This is a genomic window from Sphingobium sp. WR1 (genome assembly GCF_059693745.1).
In genome coordinates, this window is record NZ_JCATID010000001.1 from 448,820 (window position 1) to 465,341 (window position 16,522).

At 64.4% G+C, this 16,522-nt stretch carries 16 protein-coding genes; 2 read left to right on the forward strand and 14 right to left on the reverse strand.

Translation table 11 applies throughout. From position 1 onward, the window contains the following. Positions 1 to 73: 73 nt before the first annotated feature. Positions 74 to 1,726, reverse strand: a complete 1,653-nt coding sequence (locus AC58EF_RS02270) for an ATP-binding protein (protein WP_497274126.1) — start codon at positions 1,724 to 1,726, stop codon at positions 74 to 76. Positions 1,727 to 1,951: 225 nt separating this feature from the next. Between AC58EF_RS02270 and AC58EF_RS02275 the strand changes: the two genes are divergently transcribed. Then, positions 1,952 to 3,034, forward strand: coding sequence for an acyltransferase family protein (locus AC58EF_RS02275; protein ID WP_497274128.1), 1,083 nt, complete (start codon positions 1,952 to 1,954; stop codon positions 3,032 to 3,034). On the opposite strand, the gene AC58EF_RS02280 is transcribed toward AC58EF_RS02275, so the two are convergent. From AC58EF_RS02280 to AC58EF_RS02330, 11 genes are all read right to left on the reverse strand, one after another. Next, positions 3,021 to 4,028, reverse strand: coding sequence for an LLM class flavin-dependent oxidoreductase (locus AC58EF_RS02280; protein ID WP_497274130.1), 1,008 nt, complete (start codon positions 4,026 to 4,028; stop codon positions 3,021 to 3,023). The two genes, AC58EF_RS02275 and AC58EF_RS02280, sit on opposite strands and share 14 nt — an antisense overlap. A 169-nt stretch (positions 4,029 to 4,197) precedes the next feature. Beyond that, the gene (locus tag AC58EF_RS02285; protein ID WP_497274132.1) at positions 4,198 to 4,638 is read right to left on the reverse strand and encodes an Hpt domain-containing protein; all 441 of its coding nucleotides are present in this window, start codon (positions 4,636 to 4,638) and stop codon (positions 4,198 to 4,200) included. A 53-nt stretch (positions 4,639 to 4,691) separates the two neighbouring features. Next, positions 4,692 to 4,925, reverse strand: a complete 234-nt coding sequence (locus AC58EF_RS02290) for a sulfurtransferase TusA family protein (RefSeq protein WP_497274134.1) — start codon at positions 4,923 to 4,925, stop codon at positions 4,692 to 4,694. Beyond that, a complete protein-coding gene (der, locus tag AC58EF_RS02295; RefSeq protein ID WP_497274136.1) occupies positions 4,912 to 6,282 on the reverse strand; it encodes a ribosome biogenesis GTPase Der in 1,371 nt (456 codons plus the stop codon). The genes AC58EF_RS02290 and der overlap by 14 nt, the downstream gene beginning before the upstream one ends. A 115-nt stretch (positions 6,283 to 6,397) precedes the next feature. Further along, complete coding sequence (locus tag AC58EF_RS02300) at positions 6,398 to 7,747, reverse strand: outer membrane protein assembly factor BamB family protein (RefSeq protein WP_497274137.1); 1,350 nt, start codon at positions 7,745 to 7,747, stop codon at positions 6,398 to 6,400. An 8-nt stretch (positions 7,748 to 7,755) separates the two neighbouring features. Beyond that, positions 7,756 to 8,454, reverse strand: coding sequence for a tetratricopeptide repeat protein (locus tag AC58EF_RS02305; RefSeq protein ID WP_497274139.1), 699 nt, complete (start codon positions 8,452 to 8,454; stop codon positions 7,756 to 7,758). A 75-nt stretch (positions 8,455 to 8,529) separates the two neighbouring features. Then, on the reverse strand, positions 8,530 to 9,402 hold the full coding sequence (panB, locus tag AC58EF_RS02310) for a 3-methyl-2-oxobutanoate hydroxymethyltransferase (RefSeq protein WP_497274140.1): 873 nt from the start codon (positions 9,400 to 9,402) through the stop codon (positions 8,530 to 8,532). Between the two features lie 129 nt (positions 9,403 to 9,531). Beyond that, positions 9,532 to 11,991: a TonB-dependent receptor gene (locus tag AC58EF_RS02315; protein WP_497274141.1), complete on the reverse strand. Its 2,460-nt coding sequence runs from the start codon at positions 11,989 to 11,991 to the stop codon at positions 9,532 to 9,534. A 166-nt stretch (positions 11,992 to 12,157) separates the two neighbouring features. Then, positions 12,158 to 12,346, reverse strand: a complete 189-nt coding sequence (locus tag AC58EF_RS02320; RefSeq protein ID WP_179041856.1) for a YezD family protein — start codon at positions 12,344 to 12,346, stop codon at positions 12,158 to 12,160. A 95-nt stretch (positions 12,347 to 12,441) separates the two neighbouring features. After that, the gene (locus tag AC58EF_RS02325; RefSeq protein ID WP_497274143.1) at positions 12,442 to 13,110 is read right to left on the reverse strand and encodes an RBBP9/YdeN family alpha/beta hydrolase; all 669 of its coding nucleotides are present in this window, start codon (positions 13,108 to 13,110) and stop codon (positions 12,442 to 12,444) included. A gap of 175 nt (positions 13,111 to 13,285) precedes the next feature. Further along, positions 13,286 to 13,651 (reverse strand): PRC-barrel domain-containing protein, encoded by a 366-nt coding sequence (locus tag AC58EF_RS02330; protein WP_497274145.1) that lies wholly within the window; start codon positions 13,649 to 13,651, stop codon positions 13,286 to 13,288. An 87-nt stretch (positions 13,652 to 13,738) separates the two neighbouring features. Here AC58EF_RS02330 and AC58EF_RS02335 point away from each other — a divergent pair, with 87 nt between their 5' ends. Beyond that, a complete protein-coding gene (locus AC58EF_RS02335; RefSeq protein WP_497274146.1) occupies positions 13,739 to 14,170 on the forward strand; it encodes an OsmC family protein in 432 nt (143 codons plus the stop codon). On the opposite strand, the gene AC58EF_RS02340 is transcribed toward AC58EF_RS02335, so the two are convergent. Together AC58EF_RS02340 and AC58EF_RS02345 are read right to left on the reverse strand one after the other, a co-directional pair. After that, positions 14,142 to 15,017 (reverse strand): DMT family transporter, encoded by an 876-nt coding sequence (locus tag AC58EF_RS02340; RefSeq protein ID WP_497274185.1) that lies wholly within the window; start codon positions 15,015 to 15,017, stop codon positions 14,142 to 14,144. The genes AC58EF_RS02335 and AC58EF_RS02340 overlap by 29 nt on opposite strands. Positions 15,018 to 15,106: 89 nt before the next feature. Next, positions 15,107 to 15,916 carry a class I SAM-dependent methyltransferase gene (locus tag AC58EF_RS02345; RefSeq protein ID WP_497274148.1) on the reverse strand — a complete coding sequence of 270 codons (810 nt, stop codon included), beginning with the start codon at positions 15,914 to 15,916 and terminating at the stop codon, positions 15,107 to 15,109. Positions 15,917 to 16,522: the final 606 nt, after the last annotated feature.

Here is a 16,522-nt window from a genome sequence, read left to right on the forward strand (position 1 = left end):
TCTGACGACTCGGAAGTCGCGGAAAACAAAAGAAAATAGAGCCTGATCCGATTCAATCTAATCGAAATAGGCTCTAACGCCCCTGATTGCGCCAGCGGGTGATGGTGCGGTCGAGAATATCCGCCTCGCTGCCCGATTGTCGCCATAGCTCGGTGAAGCTCGGGTCGCCCGAAGCGGGGCGCCGATGCGCCTCCAGATTGTCGAGCGCGACGCGGATCGGCACGGCGACGCCTTCGCCGCAGATTATCGCCTCCCGGTTGCGCAGGGCGGGGATCGAATCGAGGAAGCCGCGCGCGCCTTCGGGCATGGCTGCCTTCACGAAGGCCTGGTCGCGATCGTTGTTGAGGCGCATCGATATGATCGTGCCGCATTGCGACAGCACGCCTTCGGCCAGGTCCGACGGTCGCTGGGTGATGAGGCCCAGCGACACGCCATATTTGCGCCCTTCCTTGGCGATCCGCTCCAATATCTTGCGCACCGCCTGCCCTGAGCCGGTGGTCGAACTTGGGATGTAGCGATGCGCCTCCTCGCAGACGAGCAGGATCGGCCGCTGCGGTTCGTCCCGCGCCCAGATCGCATAGTCGAACACCAGCCGCGACAGGACGGACACGACGACGGAGGTGATGTCGGATGGCATGGCCGACACGTCGATGATGGAAATCGGCTTTCCGTCCGAGGGCAAGCGGAAGATCTTCGCCAGAAAGGCCTGCATCGTATCCGCGACCAGCATACCCGAAAACATGAAGCTGTAGCGCGGATCGGCCTTGATTTCGTCGATCTTGGTCTTCAGGCGCATATAGGGCAGGGCGCCCGTGCCCTTGTCCAGCTTGCCCATCTCGTTCTGAAGGATGTTGGTCAGGTCGGACAGAAGATAGGGAATGGGCGAATCCACCGTCAGCCGGCCGATGCTTTCGGCCAGCCGGTTCTTGGACCGCGCGGCGAGCAGGCATTTGGCAAGGATATCGCTGTCGACCGTGCGATCGGATCCGGACGAGGTGACGAACACCTCGCAATGTTCCTCGAAATTCATCAGCCAATAGGGGAGGGCCAGATTGGTGACGTCGAACACCGCGCCATTGCTCGCGAAAGCCGCGCCATATTCGCCATGCGGATCGATCATGACGATATGGCCCTGCGGCGATAGGTCGCAGATGCGGTGCAGGATCAGCGCGGCGCTGGTCGACTTGCCGGTGCCGGTGGAGCCGAGCAGCGCGAAATGCTTGCCCAGCATCGAATCGACATAGAGCGCGGCGCGCGTGTCGCTGGTGGGATAGACGGTGCCGATCTCGACATTGGCCCGGTCGTCCGCGGCGTAGATTTGCTGCATATCCGCGCTCGACACCGGGAAGATATCCGTCCCCGGCGTGGGATAGCGAGTCACGCCGCGGCGGAAGCGATGGATGCGCCCGGTCAGCTCCTCCTCATCGCCTTCGCCCAGGAAATCGATGTCCGCGACGATGCCCTTGCTCGCCTGGTCCAGCGTCATCGCGCGCACGCTGGCGACCAGCCAGCTATGGCCGACGCGCATCTTCACCTGGCTGCCGACCTGCCCTGCCATGGCGATGGAGGGGTCGCTATCCTGGCCGAGCGCACCGAGCTTTTGGGCATCGATCATGACTTTGGAACTGGAGCCGGCGATCTGGAACACCATGCCCATGCATTGGTCTGCAAATGCCCGCTGTGCGGATGGGGCGGCGAATTGTTGTGCGCTCGGCATTTGGGTCATGAGCCTGTGATCGTCCCTGCAACCGGAGCGGCTTCCGGTGAACGGGATGATATTAGCGGCGAGAGGTAAAGATTGGCTTATGCAGAGCCGGTTGAGTCCGGCGGCCCGCACCCCCATGTCCGCGTGACCGGCATCGTTGCCCGCATGTCCGCCACGGATCGTCCCGCAAGGAGGAACATGGATCAGGTTCCCGCATTTCAGACGCGTCACAGTCAGGATATTTTCTTGCCCGAAACAATTCCGGTGGATGGAGCGCGCCGCTCCGACGCGATTTCCATAGCCCGTGTCATCTGCATCCTGGGGGTGATCTATGTCCATGCCTGGACGGGGCAGAATGGAGAGGCGCTCGCGGCCTTGCGGGGCAGCGGACAGGATAATCTGCGCTGGATCCTGATGGAGATTTTCGGCCGCAGCGCCGTGCCGCTGCTCGGTCTCATTTCCGGTTGGCTGGTGATGGCGTCCGGGCGGACCAGGGATTGGCCCGGCCATGTCAGGCGCAAGGCGCGAACGATCCTGCTGCCGATGATCCTGTGGAACATGCTGGCCATCCTGTGCGTCTCGGGCGCCGCGCGGCTGTTCGGCCTGTCCGCGCCGCAGCCGCAATCGCTCTGGTGGATGGTGGATGAAATTCTGATCCTCACCCGCAATCCCGACATCAATGTGCAGATGCCCTTCCTGCGCGATCTGTTCCTGTGCATGGTCGCGGCGCCGCTGCTCGTGCGTTTGCCCGACTGGATGCTGGTCCTCGTCGCGATGGCGGCGGGCGCCGCGCATATCGCCGGGCTTGGGCCGCCCGTGCTGATGCGCGCGTCGATCCTCTTCTTCTTCATTCTGGGCATCATGGCCCGCCGCCATGCCATGGAAGATCGGATCGCCCGCCTTCCGCTGCCGCTTGCGGTTCTGCCCTTCGCCCTGCTCATGGCCGCGCAGCTCTATCGCACGATCACTCTGGGCGATGGAGACTGGCCATTGTTGCAGCACAGCCTGGACCTGGCGGTCCGCGTCAGCGCGGCTGTCGCCTTCTGGCACCTTGCATGGGTGCTGGCGGGCAGCGCGGCGCGCGGATTGCTGCTGCGAATAGAACCTTATGCCTTCTTTCTCTTCTGCGCCCATCTGATCCTCATCTGGCTGGGCGGGCCGCTGCTGGGGGCGCTGTTCGGTCCGATGGGATCGCCCTTCTACCCAATCTATCTGTTCGGCCAGCCCTTCATCGTTCTGATGGCCGTGATCCTGTTCGGTCTGGCGTTGCAGAGGATTGCGCCGGGCGCGGCGACGCTCCTGAGCGGCGGACGGCTCAGGGCGCGTTGAGCGCGGGTTCGCGTGCCTGCGCCGCGGCCATGGCGATGGCGAAGCTGCGCTTGCGGGCGGCGGGATCGAAAATCTGCCCGGTCAGGATCAGCTCGTCGGCCTGGGTGCGGCGCAGAAAGGCGGCGATGTCGCGCTCGACGTCCGCCTGCGTGCCGATGCTGGATACGCTCAGCACGTCGGACAGCATCGCCTGCGCCTGCATCGGCAGGCTGTCATAATAGCCCTCGACTGGCGGCTGGAGTTTGCCGGGCTGACCGGTGCGCAGCCGCACGAAAGCCTGCTGCATCGAACTGGCGAGCAGTTGCGCTTCCTCTGCGTCATCGGCCGCGAAGACATTATAGCCCGCCATCACATAGGGATATTTGAGCTGCGCCGAGGGGCGGAAGTCACGGCGATAGATGGCGATCGCCTCGTCCAGCGCGCCGGGCGCGAAGTGCGACGCAAAGGCATAGGGCAGGCCAAGCATGGCGGCGAGTTGCGCGCCATAGAGGCTCGATCCCAATATCCAGATCGGCACATCCGCGCCCGCGCCCGGCGTCGCCTGGATGCCGAGGCGCTCGTCGCCGGCGAAGAATGCCTGCAATTCCATCACGTCGCGCGGGAACTGGTCCGGACCGCCCGACAGGTTGCGCCGGATCGCCTGCGCCACCCGCTGGTCGGAACCGGGCGCGCGCCCCAGCCCCAGGTCGATACGGCCGGGGAACAGCGCATCCAGCGTCCCGAACTGCTCGGCGATCAGTAGCGGCGCATGATTGGGCAGCATGATGCCGCCCGCGCCGATGCGGATCGTGGCGGTGGCATGGCCGATATGGGCGAGCACGACCGATGTCGCGGCCGATGCGATGCCAGGCATCCCATGATGTTCGGCAACCCAGAAACGGTGATAGCCCAGCGCTTCGGCATGGATGGCAAGATCGGCGGCGTTGGCGAGGGCAGTCGCGGCGTCGTCGCCTTCGCGGACGGGGACCAGGTCGAGCAGGGAAAAGCGCGTCATGCCCGCCATATGGGGGCATGATGGGTTTCATTTCAATATGAAACTTAGAGCGCCGCGCGCAAAAGCCTGTCCTGAGCTTGCCGAAGGGTGGGAACCGATTTTGCGCGAAAACGATGCGACAACAAATAATTAGCGCACGCGTCCTGCGTCCGATTTAACGCAGCGCGCTCTAGCCTGCGCGTCCGAAGCCGGTCGTGGGCGTTTCGACGCGCCGGCCAAAGGTGGTGGGGCGGCGCGCCACCAGCGGATTGGCGTCGCGATCCAGCAGCGCCATCGTCTCGCTGAAACAGGGGCGTAGAGCGACGACGGTTTCGATCAGTTCCTCCGGGCCTTCGCGCATTTCCACGCAGCGGCGGGCGGTCATCTCGATCTCTTCGGCCATGGCGCGCAGACGATGCGCGCCGAACTGTGCGGATTCGCCCTTCAGCGTGTGGGCGGGCGTCACCAGAGCCGCTGCGTTGCGGGCACGGAAAGCCTCCTCGATCGCGTGAATAGACTTGACCCCATCCTCGCGGAAATAGCCCAGGATGCGCAGGAAAGCACTGCCCAGCTCGCTCCGCGTCCGCGCAAACTCGGTCCAGTCCACCAGCTCTGTCTGTAGATGAGGCACCCGCCACTCCCTTATGTGCAGGGCCAAAATAGACCTTGCGTGTAAACGGCGGGTTAAGGCGTCTCGCCGCAACTCCGCCGCAGCGAGAAACGATGTTCACCCAGCGCGGCAAAATCCCAGCGATTCTGCTGGGCGAGCGCCGCCAGTTCGGTGGGCGCTATCGGATCGTCGGCCTCGATGATGATGGCGTCCGCTTCCCGCATCGCCCGCGCGACGCGCAGGGCGGGCCAGGGGCATTTCATGCCCCTGGCGTTCACATGCAACGGCGCGTCTTCACTTGGTGCCATAGGGATTTTTGGCGCTCCGCAGCGTCAACCGCACCGGCACCGCCCCGAAACCCAGTTCCTTGCGGATGCCGTTCACCAGATAGCGGCGATAGCTTTCGGGCAGTTCGTCGAGTCGCGTGCCGAACAGCACGAAGGTCGGCGGGCGGGTCTTGTTCTGGGTGATATAGCGCAGCTTGATCCGTTTGCCGCCCGGCGCCGGCGGGGGATTGGCCTCCAGCGCGCGCTCGAACCAGCGGTTGAGCACGCCGGTCGAGATGCGCTGCGACCAGGCGGTCCGCGTCTCGAAGGCGACATGGATCAGGTCGTCCAGGCCTTTGCCGGTCGCCGCCGACACGGTCATGATCGGCACGCCGCGGACCTGCGCCAGCCCGTCCGACAGCGCCTGCTTGATGCCCTGATAGAGGGCCGACCCATTGTCCACCGTATCCCATTTGTTGAGCGCGACGACGAGGGCGCGGCCTTCCTCCAGCACCTTATCGGCGATACGCAGATCCTGCGCCTCCAGCCCTCGGGTCGCGTCGAGCAGCAGCACGACGACTTCGGCGAAGTTGACGGCGTTAAGCCCGTCCGACACTGCGAGCTTTTCCAGCTTGTCCTGCACCTTGGCGCGCTTGCGCATACCGGCCGTGTCGATCAGCCGGACGGGGCGCTCCACGCCTTCGCGGCTGGTCCAGCTCCAGTCGACGGCGATGCTGTCGCGGGTGATGCCGGCTTCCGGGCCGGTCAGCAGACGGTTCTCGCCCAGCAGCCGGTTGATGAGCGTCGACTTGCCGGCATTGGGACGGCCGACGATGGCGAGCTTCAGGGGAACGGACTCGAAATCCTCGTCGCCCTCTTCGAGTTCCGGCTCCTCCTCATCCTCGCGCTCGACATGGGGCAGCAGCGCCTGGAACAGATCGGCCAGACCCTGGCCATGTTCGGCGGAAAAGGGGATGGGCTCGCCCAGGCCAAGGCCGAACGCCTCCATCACGCCCGCTTCGGACGCCTTGCCCTCCGCCTTGTTGGCGAGCAGCACGACCGGCGCATCGCCTTCGCGCAGCCAGCGGGCGATTTCCTCGTCCAGCGGGGTGATGCCCGCGCGCGAATCGATCACGAACAGCGCGACGTCGCAATTCTCGACCGCCGCCTGCGTCTGCATCCGCATCCGGCCGGGCAGGGATTGCGGGTCTTCATCCTCATATCCGGCGGTGTCGATGATGGTGAAGTCGAGGCCCAGCAGGCTCGCCTGCCCCTCACGCCGGTCGCGGGTGACACCAGGCTGGTCGTCGACCAGCGCCAGCTTCTTGCCGACCAGGCGGTTGAACAGGGTGGACTTGCCCACATTGGGCCGCCCGACAATCGCTACCGTGGGCAACATGCCCGCATTCCTTCCGAATTAAAAAGCAGTGCTCCTGCGAAGGCAGGAACCCAATCCTCAGGCGAGAAACCGGGTTCCTGCCTTCGCAGGAGCACGCTTAGCATGAATGTCGACCTTAGCGGAACGCCGTCAGTTTTCCGTCATCCGCCAGCACATAGAGCATGTTGTTGGCGACGATCGGCGACAGCGACATGGACCTGTCCATATCCACGGTCGCCTGCACATTGCCGTTCGCCGGATCGACATAGACCATCTCGCCGCGCGTCGACACGACGATCAGGCGCCCGCCGGCCAGCACCGGGCCGGTCCAGCGGATCGCCTTGTCCTTCTTCTTTTCCTTTTGCCAGCGGCGCAGCTGGCTGATCCAGCGGATCTTGCCGGTGGCGCGCGCGACGCAGAGCAACTTGGCGTCGCTGGTCACGGCGAACACCCATTCGCCCACCACCCAGGGGGTGGAGATGCCGGCGATGTTGATTTCCCAAAGGCGCTGGCCGCTGGTCAGTTCATAGCTGGCCATGCGGCCGCCCTGGCCGATCGCGAAAACGCGGCCACGATCGATCACTGGATCGGCGTCGATATCGGTCAGCGTCGCCACTGCCGTCGAAATGCTGGTGCGCGACAGCGCGTCGCCCCACAGGCTGCGCCCATTTTCATAGCGATAGGCGGTGATTTCGCCCGAGCTGTAACCCGCGATCACCGTGCCCTGCGCGGCGGCCGGGGCGGCGACGCCGAAAATGCCCGTCACCTGCAATGTGCCGCTGTCGGTCCACTGGGTTTCGCCGTCGCTCTGGTTGAGCGCGAAAATCTGGTTGTCCTGGCCCATCACATAGACATGGCCATTTTCCAGCGTCGGCGCGCCGCGCAGCGGGCCGCCCGGATGCTTCTTCCAGACGATGGCGCCGTCGGCGACATTGAGCGCGAACACATCGCCCAGACCGGTGCTAGCGAACAGCCGGTCGCCCAGCACGCTGACGCCGCCGCCAAACAGCGCGCGGCCATTGCCCCTGCCTTCAGCCGGCAGGCTGGTCTGCCACAGCTTGCCGCCGCTCGCCGCGTCGAACGCGATCACATGCGCACCGGCGTCGACCACGAACAGCTTGCCGCCCGATACGACCGGCGATGCGGCGAGGCGCGCCTGCGGCGAGCTACCCTCGATCGAGGCGGTCCAGGCCTGGCTCGGCGAACCGGCGAGCGACACATGGCCCATCGCCTTGGACGGATCGCCACCCGGCTGCGACCAGCTGTCGTTAACATAGGGGGCGGGCAGGCTGACCGCCACGTCGGCCAGCGACGGTTCCACCTCGACGCCCTGTTCGTTGGTCAGGATCGAAACGCGATTGCCGACGACCGGAGTCTTGGGGCCGCCCTTTTTACCGCCGACGATGCCGCAACCCGCGATCAGCGCGATCAGCGCCACCATGGTCACGCTACGCCCGATCGGCGCCAGCCTCTTCATGCTCACCATCTACTCGCTTATCCTTCGTTCGGCTCTGCCGGAATCTCGACCGCATCGATTCCCATGACACCAGCCATCTGACGGGCGCGTGAACGGATCGACTGGGGCACATTGGCGTCCTTGGCCAGCGCCGCGAACATCGGGCCGGCGAGGTCGGTCTTGCCCATCTTCATATAGGCGATGGCGACCAGTTCGCCGGCGCTGCCGAACCAGGGCGCGCCCTCGACCGCGAGCGGCTTCAGCCGGTCCACCACCTGCTGGGGTTTCAGGCCATCATATTCCAGCGCGGTCTGACGGATCAGCGCCAGGTCGCGATAGGGCTGGTCCAGGCCGGTATCGGCCGCCATGGCGCTGTAGACGGCGATCGCGTTCTTGGCATCGCCCTTGCGCGCGGCCGCACCTGCCTTGGTCAGCAGGGCCGAGGCGCGATAGCCCGGCTGGCTGGCCTTGGTCAGCGCGTCGAGCTGCTTGGCGTCGGGCGTGCCGCCGCCCACGGCAGCGGTCAGCACCGTATCCATCTGTTCGGAGACGGCCTCGGACTGGGTTTTGCTGTAATGCTGCCAGTAGAGCCAGCCACCAAATGCGGCCAGGCCAAGGACGACCACAACCAACAGGGCGCGGCCATAGCGTTCCCAGAAGGTCAGAAGCCGGTCCTGACGGACGGCCTCGTCGACCTCGCGCATGAAGGCTTCGCTGTTTTGCGGCGTGAGTGCCACGGGAATCTCCGAGAAATGGGTCAGAAAACTCTGCCGGAAGGCGCGATCAATAGCGGCGCTTATGCCACAGGCAAATCAATTTTTGGGCCGGTAGACCTGTTCGTCGGTGGGAAAGGCCCGGCTGCGCACATCGGCGGCATAGCGTGCGGCGGCATTGCTGATCGTTTCGGCGATATTGTCATAGCGCTTCACAAAGCGGGCCGTGCGCTCGAACATGCCCAGCATGTCCTCCGCCACCAGCACCTGCCCGTCGCAGCGGGCCGACGCGCCGATGCCGATCACCGGCACATCGACGCTGGCCGTGATGATGTCGGCCAATTCCTCCATCACGCCCTCGACCACCATGGAAAAGGCGCCCGCCGCCGCCACGGCGCGGGCGTCACCCAATATCTTGGCATGTTCCTCCTGGCTCTTGCCGCGCGCGCCATAGCCGCCCAGCGCATTCACCGCCTGCGGGGTGAGGCCGACATGCGCCATCACCGGGATGCCGCGCTGGGTGAGAAAGCGGATCGTCTCAGCCATCGCCTCGCCGCCCTCCAGCTTCACGCCGGCCGCGCCGGTTTCGGCCATGACCCGGCTGGCGCTGGCGAAGGCCTGCGCCGGGGAGCCTTCATAGCTGCCGAAGGGCATGTCGACCAGCACCAGGCTATGATAGCTGCCGCGCACCACGGCCGCGCCATGGGCGATCATCATGTCGAGCGTGACGGGCAGGGTGGAAGGCAGGCCATAGATCACCTGGCCCAGCGAATCGCCGACCAGCAGCATGTCGCAATGCGGATCGAGCAGCTGAGCCTGCCGCGCGGTGTAGGCGGTCAGCATCACCAGCGGCTCATCCGTCTTCCCTTCGAACTTGCGCCGCTGGATGGCGGGCACGGTCAGGCGCCTCATCGGCGCGGGCGTGGGATTGGCGCGGCTGGTCGCGGTGTCGATGGTGAAGGTCGTGGACATGAGGGCGCTCTACCCCAGCGGCGGGCGGGGCGCAAATGCCGGAGGGGAGGAGGAGCGGCATGGATATGCCGCTCCTCCTCCCTTTATGGGTTGTGGGCGCGGCAAGCCGCGCCCACGGGGGGTGAGCTGTCAGAACGAGAATTTGATCGTGCCGCCCCAGGTCTGCGGGTCGCCGGGCTGGCCGGCGATCAGGCCGGTATTGCCGGGGGCGACCTGGAGATTTTCGATATAGTTCACGTCGAAGGCGTTGCGGACCCAGCCGAAAATGTCGAAGCCTTCGCCGCGGAAACCGGCGCGGATGTTGGTCAGCGCATAGCCCTTCACCTCCGTGTAGATCGACGGGGATGCATTCGAATTCCAGTGCGACCGGTAATTGCCGTCGACGCCCAGATAGATCTGGCCTTCCTTGGCCAGCAGCGTGACCGGGATGTTATATTCCGCGCCGTAGGAGAAGGCCCATTTCGAGACGCCGGGCAGGTCTTGCCCGGAAATATCGCACTGGCGCGGGCTGAGCGCACCGGGAACGCCCGGCTGCGAATAGTCGGGCGTGGCGCTGGCCGGTTGCAACGTGCCTCCGGACAGCTCGGGCGGGCAGGGGGCGTTGGTGAACTTCTTATATTTGGCGTCGGTATAGGCGCCGTTGGCATAGGCGGTGAAGCGTTCGCTGGCGACGACCTTGAAGTCCGCCTCGATGCCCTGCGACCGGACCTTTTCCGCATTGGCGAGGTAGCCGCGCACGGTGCCGAACTGGCCGCCATTCACCGTCGCCTGGAAATTCTTGATGTCGGTGCGGAAGGCGGTGAGGTTGAAGGTCGCGCGGCGATCCCAGAACTGGGTCTTGAGGCCGATTTCATAATGGTTGACCGATTCCGGCTTCACCGTCCCGGCGTCGTAATTCACACTATTGTCCGCGTTGAGCGGCAGGCCATTCTGGTTGATGCCCAGCGTCTTGAAGCTCTTGGCATAGGTCGCATAGGCGAGGACGTCCTGCGCGACCTTGTAGTTGACGTTGAGGTCATAGGTGAAGTTCCAGGCGCTGTCGGACGGGGCGCTGACCTGCGGCTGATAGACGCCGCACTGCGCCGCCAGCACCGATCCTGCGGCCGGCGTCGGGGTGCAGGAGATGACCTGGCCCTGACCGTTGGTCACGACGCGCTGATAGAAGCCCGATTTCTTGTCATAGTTGAGGCGCGCGCCCGGCTGGATGGTCAGGGCGTCCGTCACCTTCCAGCTCAGCTGGCCGAACAGCGCCGCGCTGGTGCTCTTGAGCCATTGCGTATTGCTGGCGGTCAAGCCGTTGAGGATGCTCGGGTCGTTCGCCTGCGCGCCGGTCAGGCTCCACCGACTGGCGTCGGCGCCCTGTTGCTCGGTGCCCTGCGTATCGATCCGCTGCTTGAAGCCGAACAGGCCGACCACGAAGTCGATCTTCTGGCTTTCGTAATTATAGCGGAATTCCTGGCTATACTGGTCCTGCTGGGAGGGATTCTGCGACCTGGACACGATCGACAGGCCGGTGAAATCGCGATCATTTTCCGGTTTCCAGTCCCAGAAGCGCCAAGCCGTGACGGAGGTCAGCGTGCCGGGGCCGACGTTCCAGACCGCCTTGGCCGATACGCCGCCGATCTTGTTGCCGGCGTTCAGGTTGGAATCAAGGTCGGTCAGGCGATCATAGGGATTGGTGCTGGGCGTCGCATAGTTACGGCCCGGATTGGCGGCGTTGATCGCGGCGACCAGCGCGTCATATTGGCGGGTGGCCGTGCGCTGGGTCGTGCCGACCCGCACATAGACCGTGCCGCAGCATTCGGGATCCTGCCTGCTATAATCGCCCGACAGGGTGAGGCTGAAATTCTCGGTCGGCTTGAACAGCAACTGGCCGCGAATGCCCAGATTATCCTGCTCGTTGATCCAGCGTTCGCTCGTCACATTGTAGAGCGTGCCGCGGCGGCTGGTCGCGGCGACCGCGATGCGGGCGGCGATCGTGTCCGACAGCGGGCCGGAGACGGCGGCCTTCGCCTGCTTGTAGTTGAGATTGCCGACGGTCAGTTCGGCGCGGCCCTCGAAATCGAAGGTCGGCTGGTTGGTCGTGATGTTGATCGCGCCGGCCGTGGTGTTCTTGCCGTAGAGCGTGCCCTGCGGGCCGCGCAGCACTTCGACCTGGTTGACGTCCAGGAAATCGAAGGTCGCGGCGGCGACGCGCGCATTATAGACATCGTCGACATAGATGCCCACACCCTGTTCGAAGCCGTCGCTGGTCAGGCCGAACGGCACGCCAAGGCCACGGATGTTGACCGATGTGTTGCGCGGATTGGTCGTGTAGACCTGAAGCGTGGGCGCAAGCTGCTGGAGCTTCACGATGTTGAAGTTTCCGGTGGCCTCGATGCTGTCGCCCTTGACGACCGAGATGGCCAGCGGCACTTCCTGCGCGGTTTCCTGCCGGCGGCGAGCGGTGACGACGATCACCTCGCCGCGAATATTGGTCTGCTCGGCACCCTCCACGGCAGGTTCGGGCACGCTGTCCTGCGCATGAGCGCCAGGCACGACAATGGAAGCGCCCGCCACGCTGGCGAGCAACAGAAAACGCGCAATCATGATATTCCCCTTCTATCCGGCTGTCCGGTGGTTGATGATCGCGGCGTTTCCGGTGGTCCGGTCAAAGCCGACAGGATGGGAATGATGACCCTTGTCGCGGCTCACCCCCAGGCCGCACGGACTGCATCATCTGCCGCCCGATATTCTCTTGCCCCCTTTCCTCCGATCAGGAGGTGAGGCGCGTCTTCTCGGTCACGTCGATCTGCACCACCCGCGCGTCATGCACGGTCAGCGTGATCGATCCGAAACGCAAATCCTGAAGCACGTCACGCACCTTCTCGATGCTGGCGATGATGTCGACGCGCTGCGCCTCGCTGCGTCCGTTACGAAAATCTATCGGTCTTTGGTCCGTCATGAGCACCTCTTGCTGCCCTATTATCTCAACTTTATAAGTAGACAAAAAATGAAAAATTAGGGGCGGTCAAGTTTGCCTTGTCCCACCCGGATGGTTCAGCGCGAAGCGTGCAAGTCGGTCGGTGGCGGGCGATGCGTGGTCCCGCCTATGGCTGAAAGGCAGGGATCGGCGTTCAGCCCCCCGGCCTGGCCGCCATCGATCAACCGTTCCAGCAATTCCTGCCCGAACTGCCAATCGCCCAGGCCGGATTCGGCATTGATGTGGCCGCAATGGCCGGCATCGATGAACTGGCTGCCCCAATATTTGCCCATGCTGTGGGCGCGCTCGAAAAAGATATAGGGGTCGTCCCGGCTCGCCACGAGGATGGACGGGAAGGGCAGTTGCGATCGCGGCACCGGACCGAAATTGCCGATCGTGTCGGGCGTCTCGACCCGGTCGCAATCGGGCGGCGCGACCAGCAGCGCGCCGATCACCGGCCAGCCATAGGCCTGGCTCTGCAACGCGCCCCACCAGGCGACGGTGATGCAGCCCAGGCTGTGCGCGGCCAGGATGACCGGCCCGTCAATCTCGCGGATCGCTGCATCGAGTCGCGTGACCCAGGCATTGCGATTGGGGCTGGTCCAGCGGCCCAGATCGACCCGCTGGCAATCGCCCCGGCTGTCTTCCCACCGGGTCTGCCAATGACCAGGCCCGCTATTGTTGAGGCCCGGAACCGTCAGCACGACGGGTTGCGGGGTCCTGCTCCTGCTTCCGAATCGATCCATGATGGAATCTCCTTATCCTCTCTTCGAGAAGATACTTAACTCTATTAGTAGAGTAGACAATTGGCAAGCGACAAAATGTGTCGAAAATTGGGCAGCCGGTGAAGGGGGCGGGGCCGGGACATGGAAAAGGGCGCCCGGTCCATGACCGGACGCCCTTTCAGCATGGTGGCATCCCTTACCAGGGATAGATAAGCCCATAATATTGATAGACATTCCGGCCATAGCCGTCGTCATAATCGGGCCGCTGGTCTTCCGTGTAGCGCGGCGCATTGTCGAGTAGCTGCTTGTCCAGATCGACGACATAGCCGCCCTTGTCGACAGCATAGGTCAGCATCGACCAGGGCAGGGGATAATGGTCATTGCCCATCCCCAGAAAGCCGCCGAAGGACAGCACGGCATAGCGAACCTGCCCGCTGCGCTTTTCCACCATGAAGTTGGAGATCTTGCCCAGCCGCTCGCCCTGGCGGTTGTAGACGGCGGTGCCTTCGACCCGGTCGGATGCGATCAGGTCGCCACGATTTTCCATCGTCAGGTCAGTCATTGTCACTCTCCTGCATGAAATACTCTATTCTATGGCAACCATGGGGGACCGACGGGGTTCCCCGGCTCATCAAAAAGGAGCATCGGCATGAAGATCAATCGCAGCGGTTCGGCGGTCTGGACGGGCGGCCTCAAGGACGGGAAGGGCGCGATTTCGACCCAGAGCGGCGCGCTCGACGCCTATCCCTATGGCTTTGCGACTCGCTTCGAAGGACAGCCCGGCAGCAATCCCGAGGAACTGATCGCGGCTGCCCATGCCTCCTGCTTCACCATGGCGCTCTCGCTGATCCTGGGCGAAGCCGGGCTGACGGCGGAAAAGATGGAGACGAACGCGGTCGTGACGTTGGAGCAGCAGGAGGGCGGCTTTGCCGTCACCGCAAGCAAGCTGACGCTCAAGGCGACGATTCCCGGCGCGGACGATGCGACCTTTCAGGAACTGGCGGGCAAGGCGAAGGCCAATTGCCCCATCTCCAAGCTGTTGAAGGCGGACATCAGCCTCGAAGCGGAACTTCTTGGCTGAAGGCCGCACTGGCGCGGACCTGTTCGCGCCAGGCGATATAGAGCCCGCTGGCGACGATCAGGGTCGCGCCGATCCATGTCGTCGCCATCGGCCAGTCCTCGCCGATCGCCACGCCAAGCAGCGTGGTCCAGATGATCGCGCTATAATCCATCGGCAGCACGACCGACACCGGCCCCCAGCGCAGCGCGGCGGTCAGGCATAGTTGCGCGATGCCGCCGAACAGCCCGATCGTCAGCAACAGGCCCCAGGTCGTCGCATCATGCGCCTGCGCGACGAAGGGCATGGCGATGCCCAACGGGATCATCGACAGGGCGGTGAACCAGAAGACGACCACGCCCGCCGCTTCGGTCCGGCCCAGTTCCCGCAGCACCAGGCTGACGCTGGCGGTGACGAGGGCGGCGGCGATCGCCACCACGACGCCCTGCACCGGGAAATGGCCGGCGTCGGGACGGATCATCACCAGCACGCCGACAAAGCCGATCAGCACCGCGCTCCAGCGATGGACGCCCGTTGCTTCGCGCAGGATCAGCGCCGACAGGATCGTGCCGAAAATCGGCATGGTGAAGCCGATCGTCGCGGCCTCCGCGGGGGGCAGCAAGATATAGGACAGGAAATTGAGCAGCATCCCGGTCAGGCCCAGCATCATGCGGCTGGCATGGACGCCGATGCGCCGGGTGCGGATGGTTTGCAGCCCACTTGCCGTCGCGATCCAGGCGAGCACGACCGGTAGCGCCAGCGCCTGCCGGTAGAAAAGCGATTCCACGACATGCACGCCATGTTCGCTCGCCAGCCGGACGGTGACGAACATGACCGAGAGGCAGATGACCGCGATCAGGCGCAGACCGATGGCGAAAAGCGGGCGATGGGGGCGGGCAGGGGCGGTCACGCCCCCGCCTTAACCCCCTTCCGCCCGCACGCAAGGCAAAGGGGCGTCGTCTACGCCGCCGGCTTGCGGAATTTCAGCGTCATCCGGTCGCTTTCGCCGATGGCGAGATATTTGTCCCTGTCGACATCCTTCTGGTTCAGCGTCGGCGGCAGCGTCCACACGCCCTTGGGCCAGTCGGCCGTGTCCTTGGGATTGGCGTTCACTTCGGACGCGCCGACATATTCGAAACCGGCGGCCTGCGCGATCCGGCGGATGGTCGATACCTTCAGATAGCCGCTGCTCTTTTCCAGTGCGGCGTCGCGGTCCTCGGGCAGGCGATGGTCGACGATGCCCAGCGTGCCGCCGGGCTTGAGCATGTCGAAAAACGCCTTGAAGGTGGCCGCTTCGGTTCCGTTCATCACCATATTGTGGACGTTGCGGAAGGTCAGCACCGTATCGACGCTGTTCGCCGGGATGCTGGCGGTCTCCGCGGGATAGGCGACCAGCTTCACCTTGCCATAGACGTCCGGCTTGGCGGCGAGGAAATTCTTGTAGCCATCCAGATAGCGGCCGGTCGGTTGCAGCGCGTAGAAAGTGCCCTTGCCGCTCAACAGCGGCGCCAGGATTTCCGAATACCAGCCGCCGCTGGGGCTATATTCCACCACGGTCTGGCCCGGTGCGACGCCGAAGAAGGCGAGCGTTTCGGCCGGGTGGCGATAGGCGTCGCGGGCGATATTGGCCGGCGTGCGGCCGGGCGCGCCGACCGCGGCGGCGATCGGGTCGGCCGCCTGGTGATGGCCGGCATGTTGGGCGGCTTGTTGAGCAGGGGCGGCGCCGACGGGCAACAGCGCGGCGGCGGCAAGCAGGAGGGGAAGGCGCATCGGGCAATCCTCTTGTCATGATGGTCGTGCGCGATGGTGTGCCCGCTCACCGCCAGCCTGACAAGAGCCGCCCGACGGGGAGGGCGGACAAATTTGATCAGGCCGGAAGCGACCAGAAGTGGACATGTTCCCCCTCCCGCTTGCGGGAGGGGGTTAGGGGGTGGGCTTAGCGCCACGCGGTAATAGCCCACCCCGCTGCGACTATGGCCTGCTACGCAGCCCAAGTCTCGCTGCCCCTCCCGCAAGCGGGAGGGGAATGAAATGCGGACGGTCCCCTAACCACCCCAATCCGCCTTTTCATCGACTCGGAATTTGGCCTCGCAGCCCGATGGCCGGACTACTGCTTCCAATGTTGGATTTCATCTGGTCTATCCTGTTCGATGGAACAGCCACAGCCGGTNGGACGGTCCCCTAACCACCCCAATCCGCCTTTTCATCGACTCGGAATTTGGCCTCGCAGCCCGATGGCCGGACTACTGCTTCCAATGTTGGATTTCATCTGGTCTATCCTGTTCGATGGAACAGCCACAGCCGGTCGTGTCCCACGGGGTGGTGTAGGTTCGCCGGCGTAGCCATGGCGATCTCCGGCTAGAGCCGGGTTGATCA

Coding starts and splice junctions, on each gene's coding strand:
- AC58EF_RS02290 (WP_497274134.1), bottom strand. CDS start 4,925: ATGGCACCAAGTGAAGACGCGCCGTTGCATGTGAACGCCAGGGGCATG.
- AC58EF_RS02300 (WP_497274137.1), bottom strand. CDS start 7,747: ATGGTGAGCATGAAGAGGCTGGCGCCGATCGGGCGTAGCGTGACCATG.
- AC58EF_RS02330 (WP_497274145.1), bottom strand. CDS start 13,651: ATGACTGACCTGACGATGGAAAATCGTGGCGACCTGATCGCATCCGAC.
- AC58EF_RS02345 (WP_497274148.1), bottom strand. CDS start 15,916: ATGCGCCTTCCCCTCCTGCTTGCCGCCGCCGCGCTGTTGCCCGTCGGC.
- AC58EF_RS02335 (WP_497274146.1), top strand. CDS start 13,739: ATGAAGATCAATCGCAGCGGTTCGGCGGTCTGGACGGGCGGCCTCAAG.
- AC58EF_RS02320 (WP_179041856.1), bottom strand. CDS start 12,346: ATGACGGACCAAAGACCGATAGATTTTCGTAACGGACGCAGCGAGGCG.
- AC58EF_RS02280 (WP_497274130.1), bottom strand. CDS start 4,028: ATGACGCGCTTTTCCCTGCTCGACCTGGTCCCCGTCCGCGAAGGCGAC.
- AC58EF_RS02325 (WP_497274143.1), bottom strand. CDS start 13,110: ATGGATCGATTCGGAAGCAGGAGCAGGACCCCGCAACCCGTCGTGCTG.
- panB (WP_497274140.1), bottom strand. CDS start 9,402: ATGTCCACGACCTTCACCATCGACACCGCGACCAGCCGCGCCAATCCC.
- AC58EF_RS02270 (WP_497274126.1), bottom strand. CDS start 1,726: ATGACCCAAATGCCGAGCGCACAACAATTCGCCGCCCCATCCGCACAG.
- AC58EF_RS02315 (WP_497274141.1), bottom strand. CDS start 11,991: ATGATTGCGCGTTTTCTGTTGCTCGCCAGCGTGGCGGGCGCTTCCATT.
- der (WP_497274136.1), bottom strand. CDS start 6,282: ATGTTGCCCACGGTAGCGATTGTCGGGCGGCCCAATGTGGGCAAGTCC.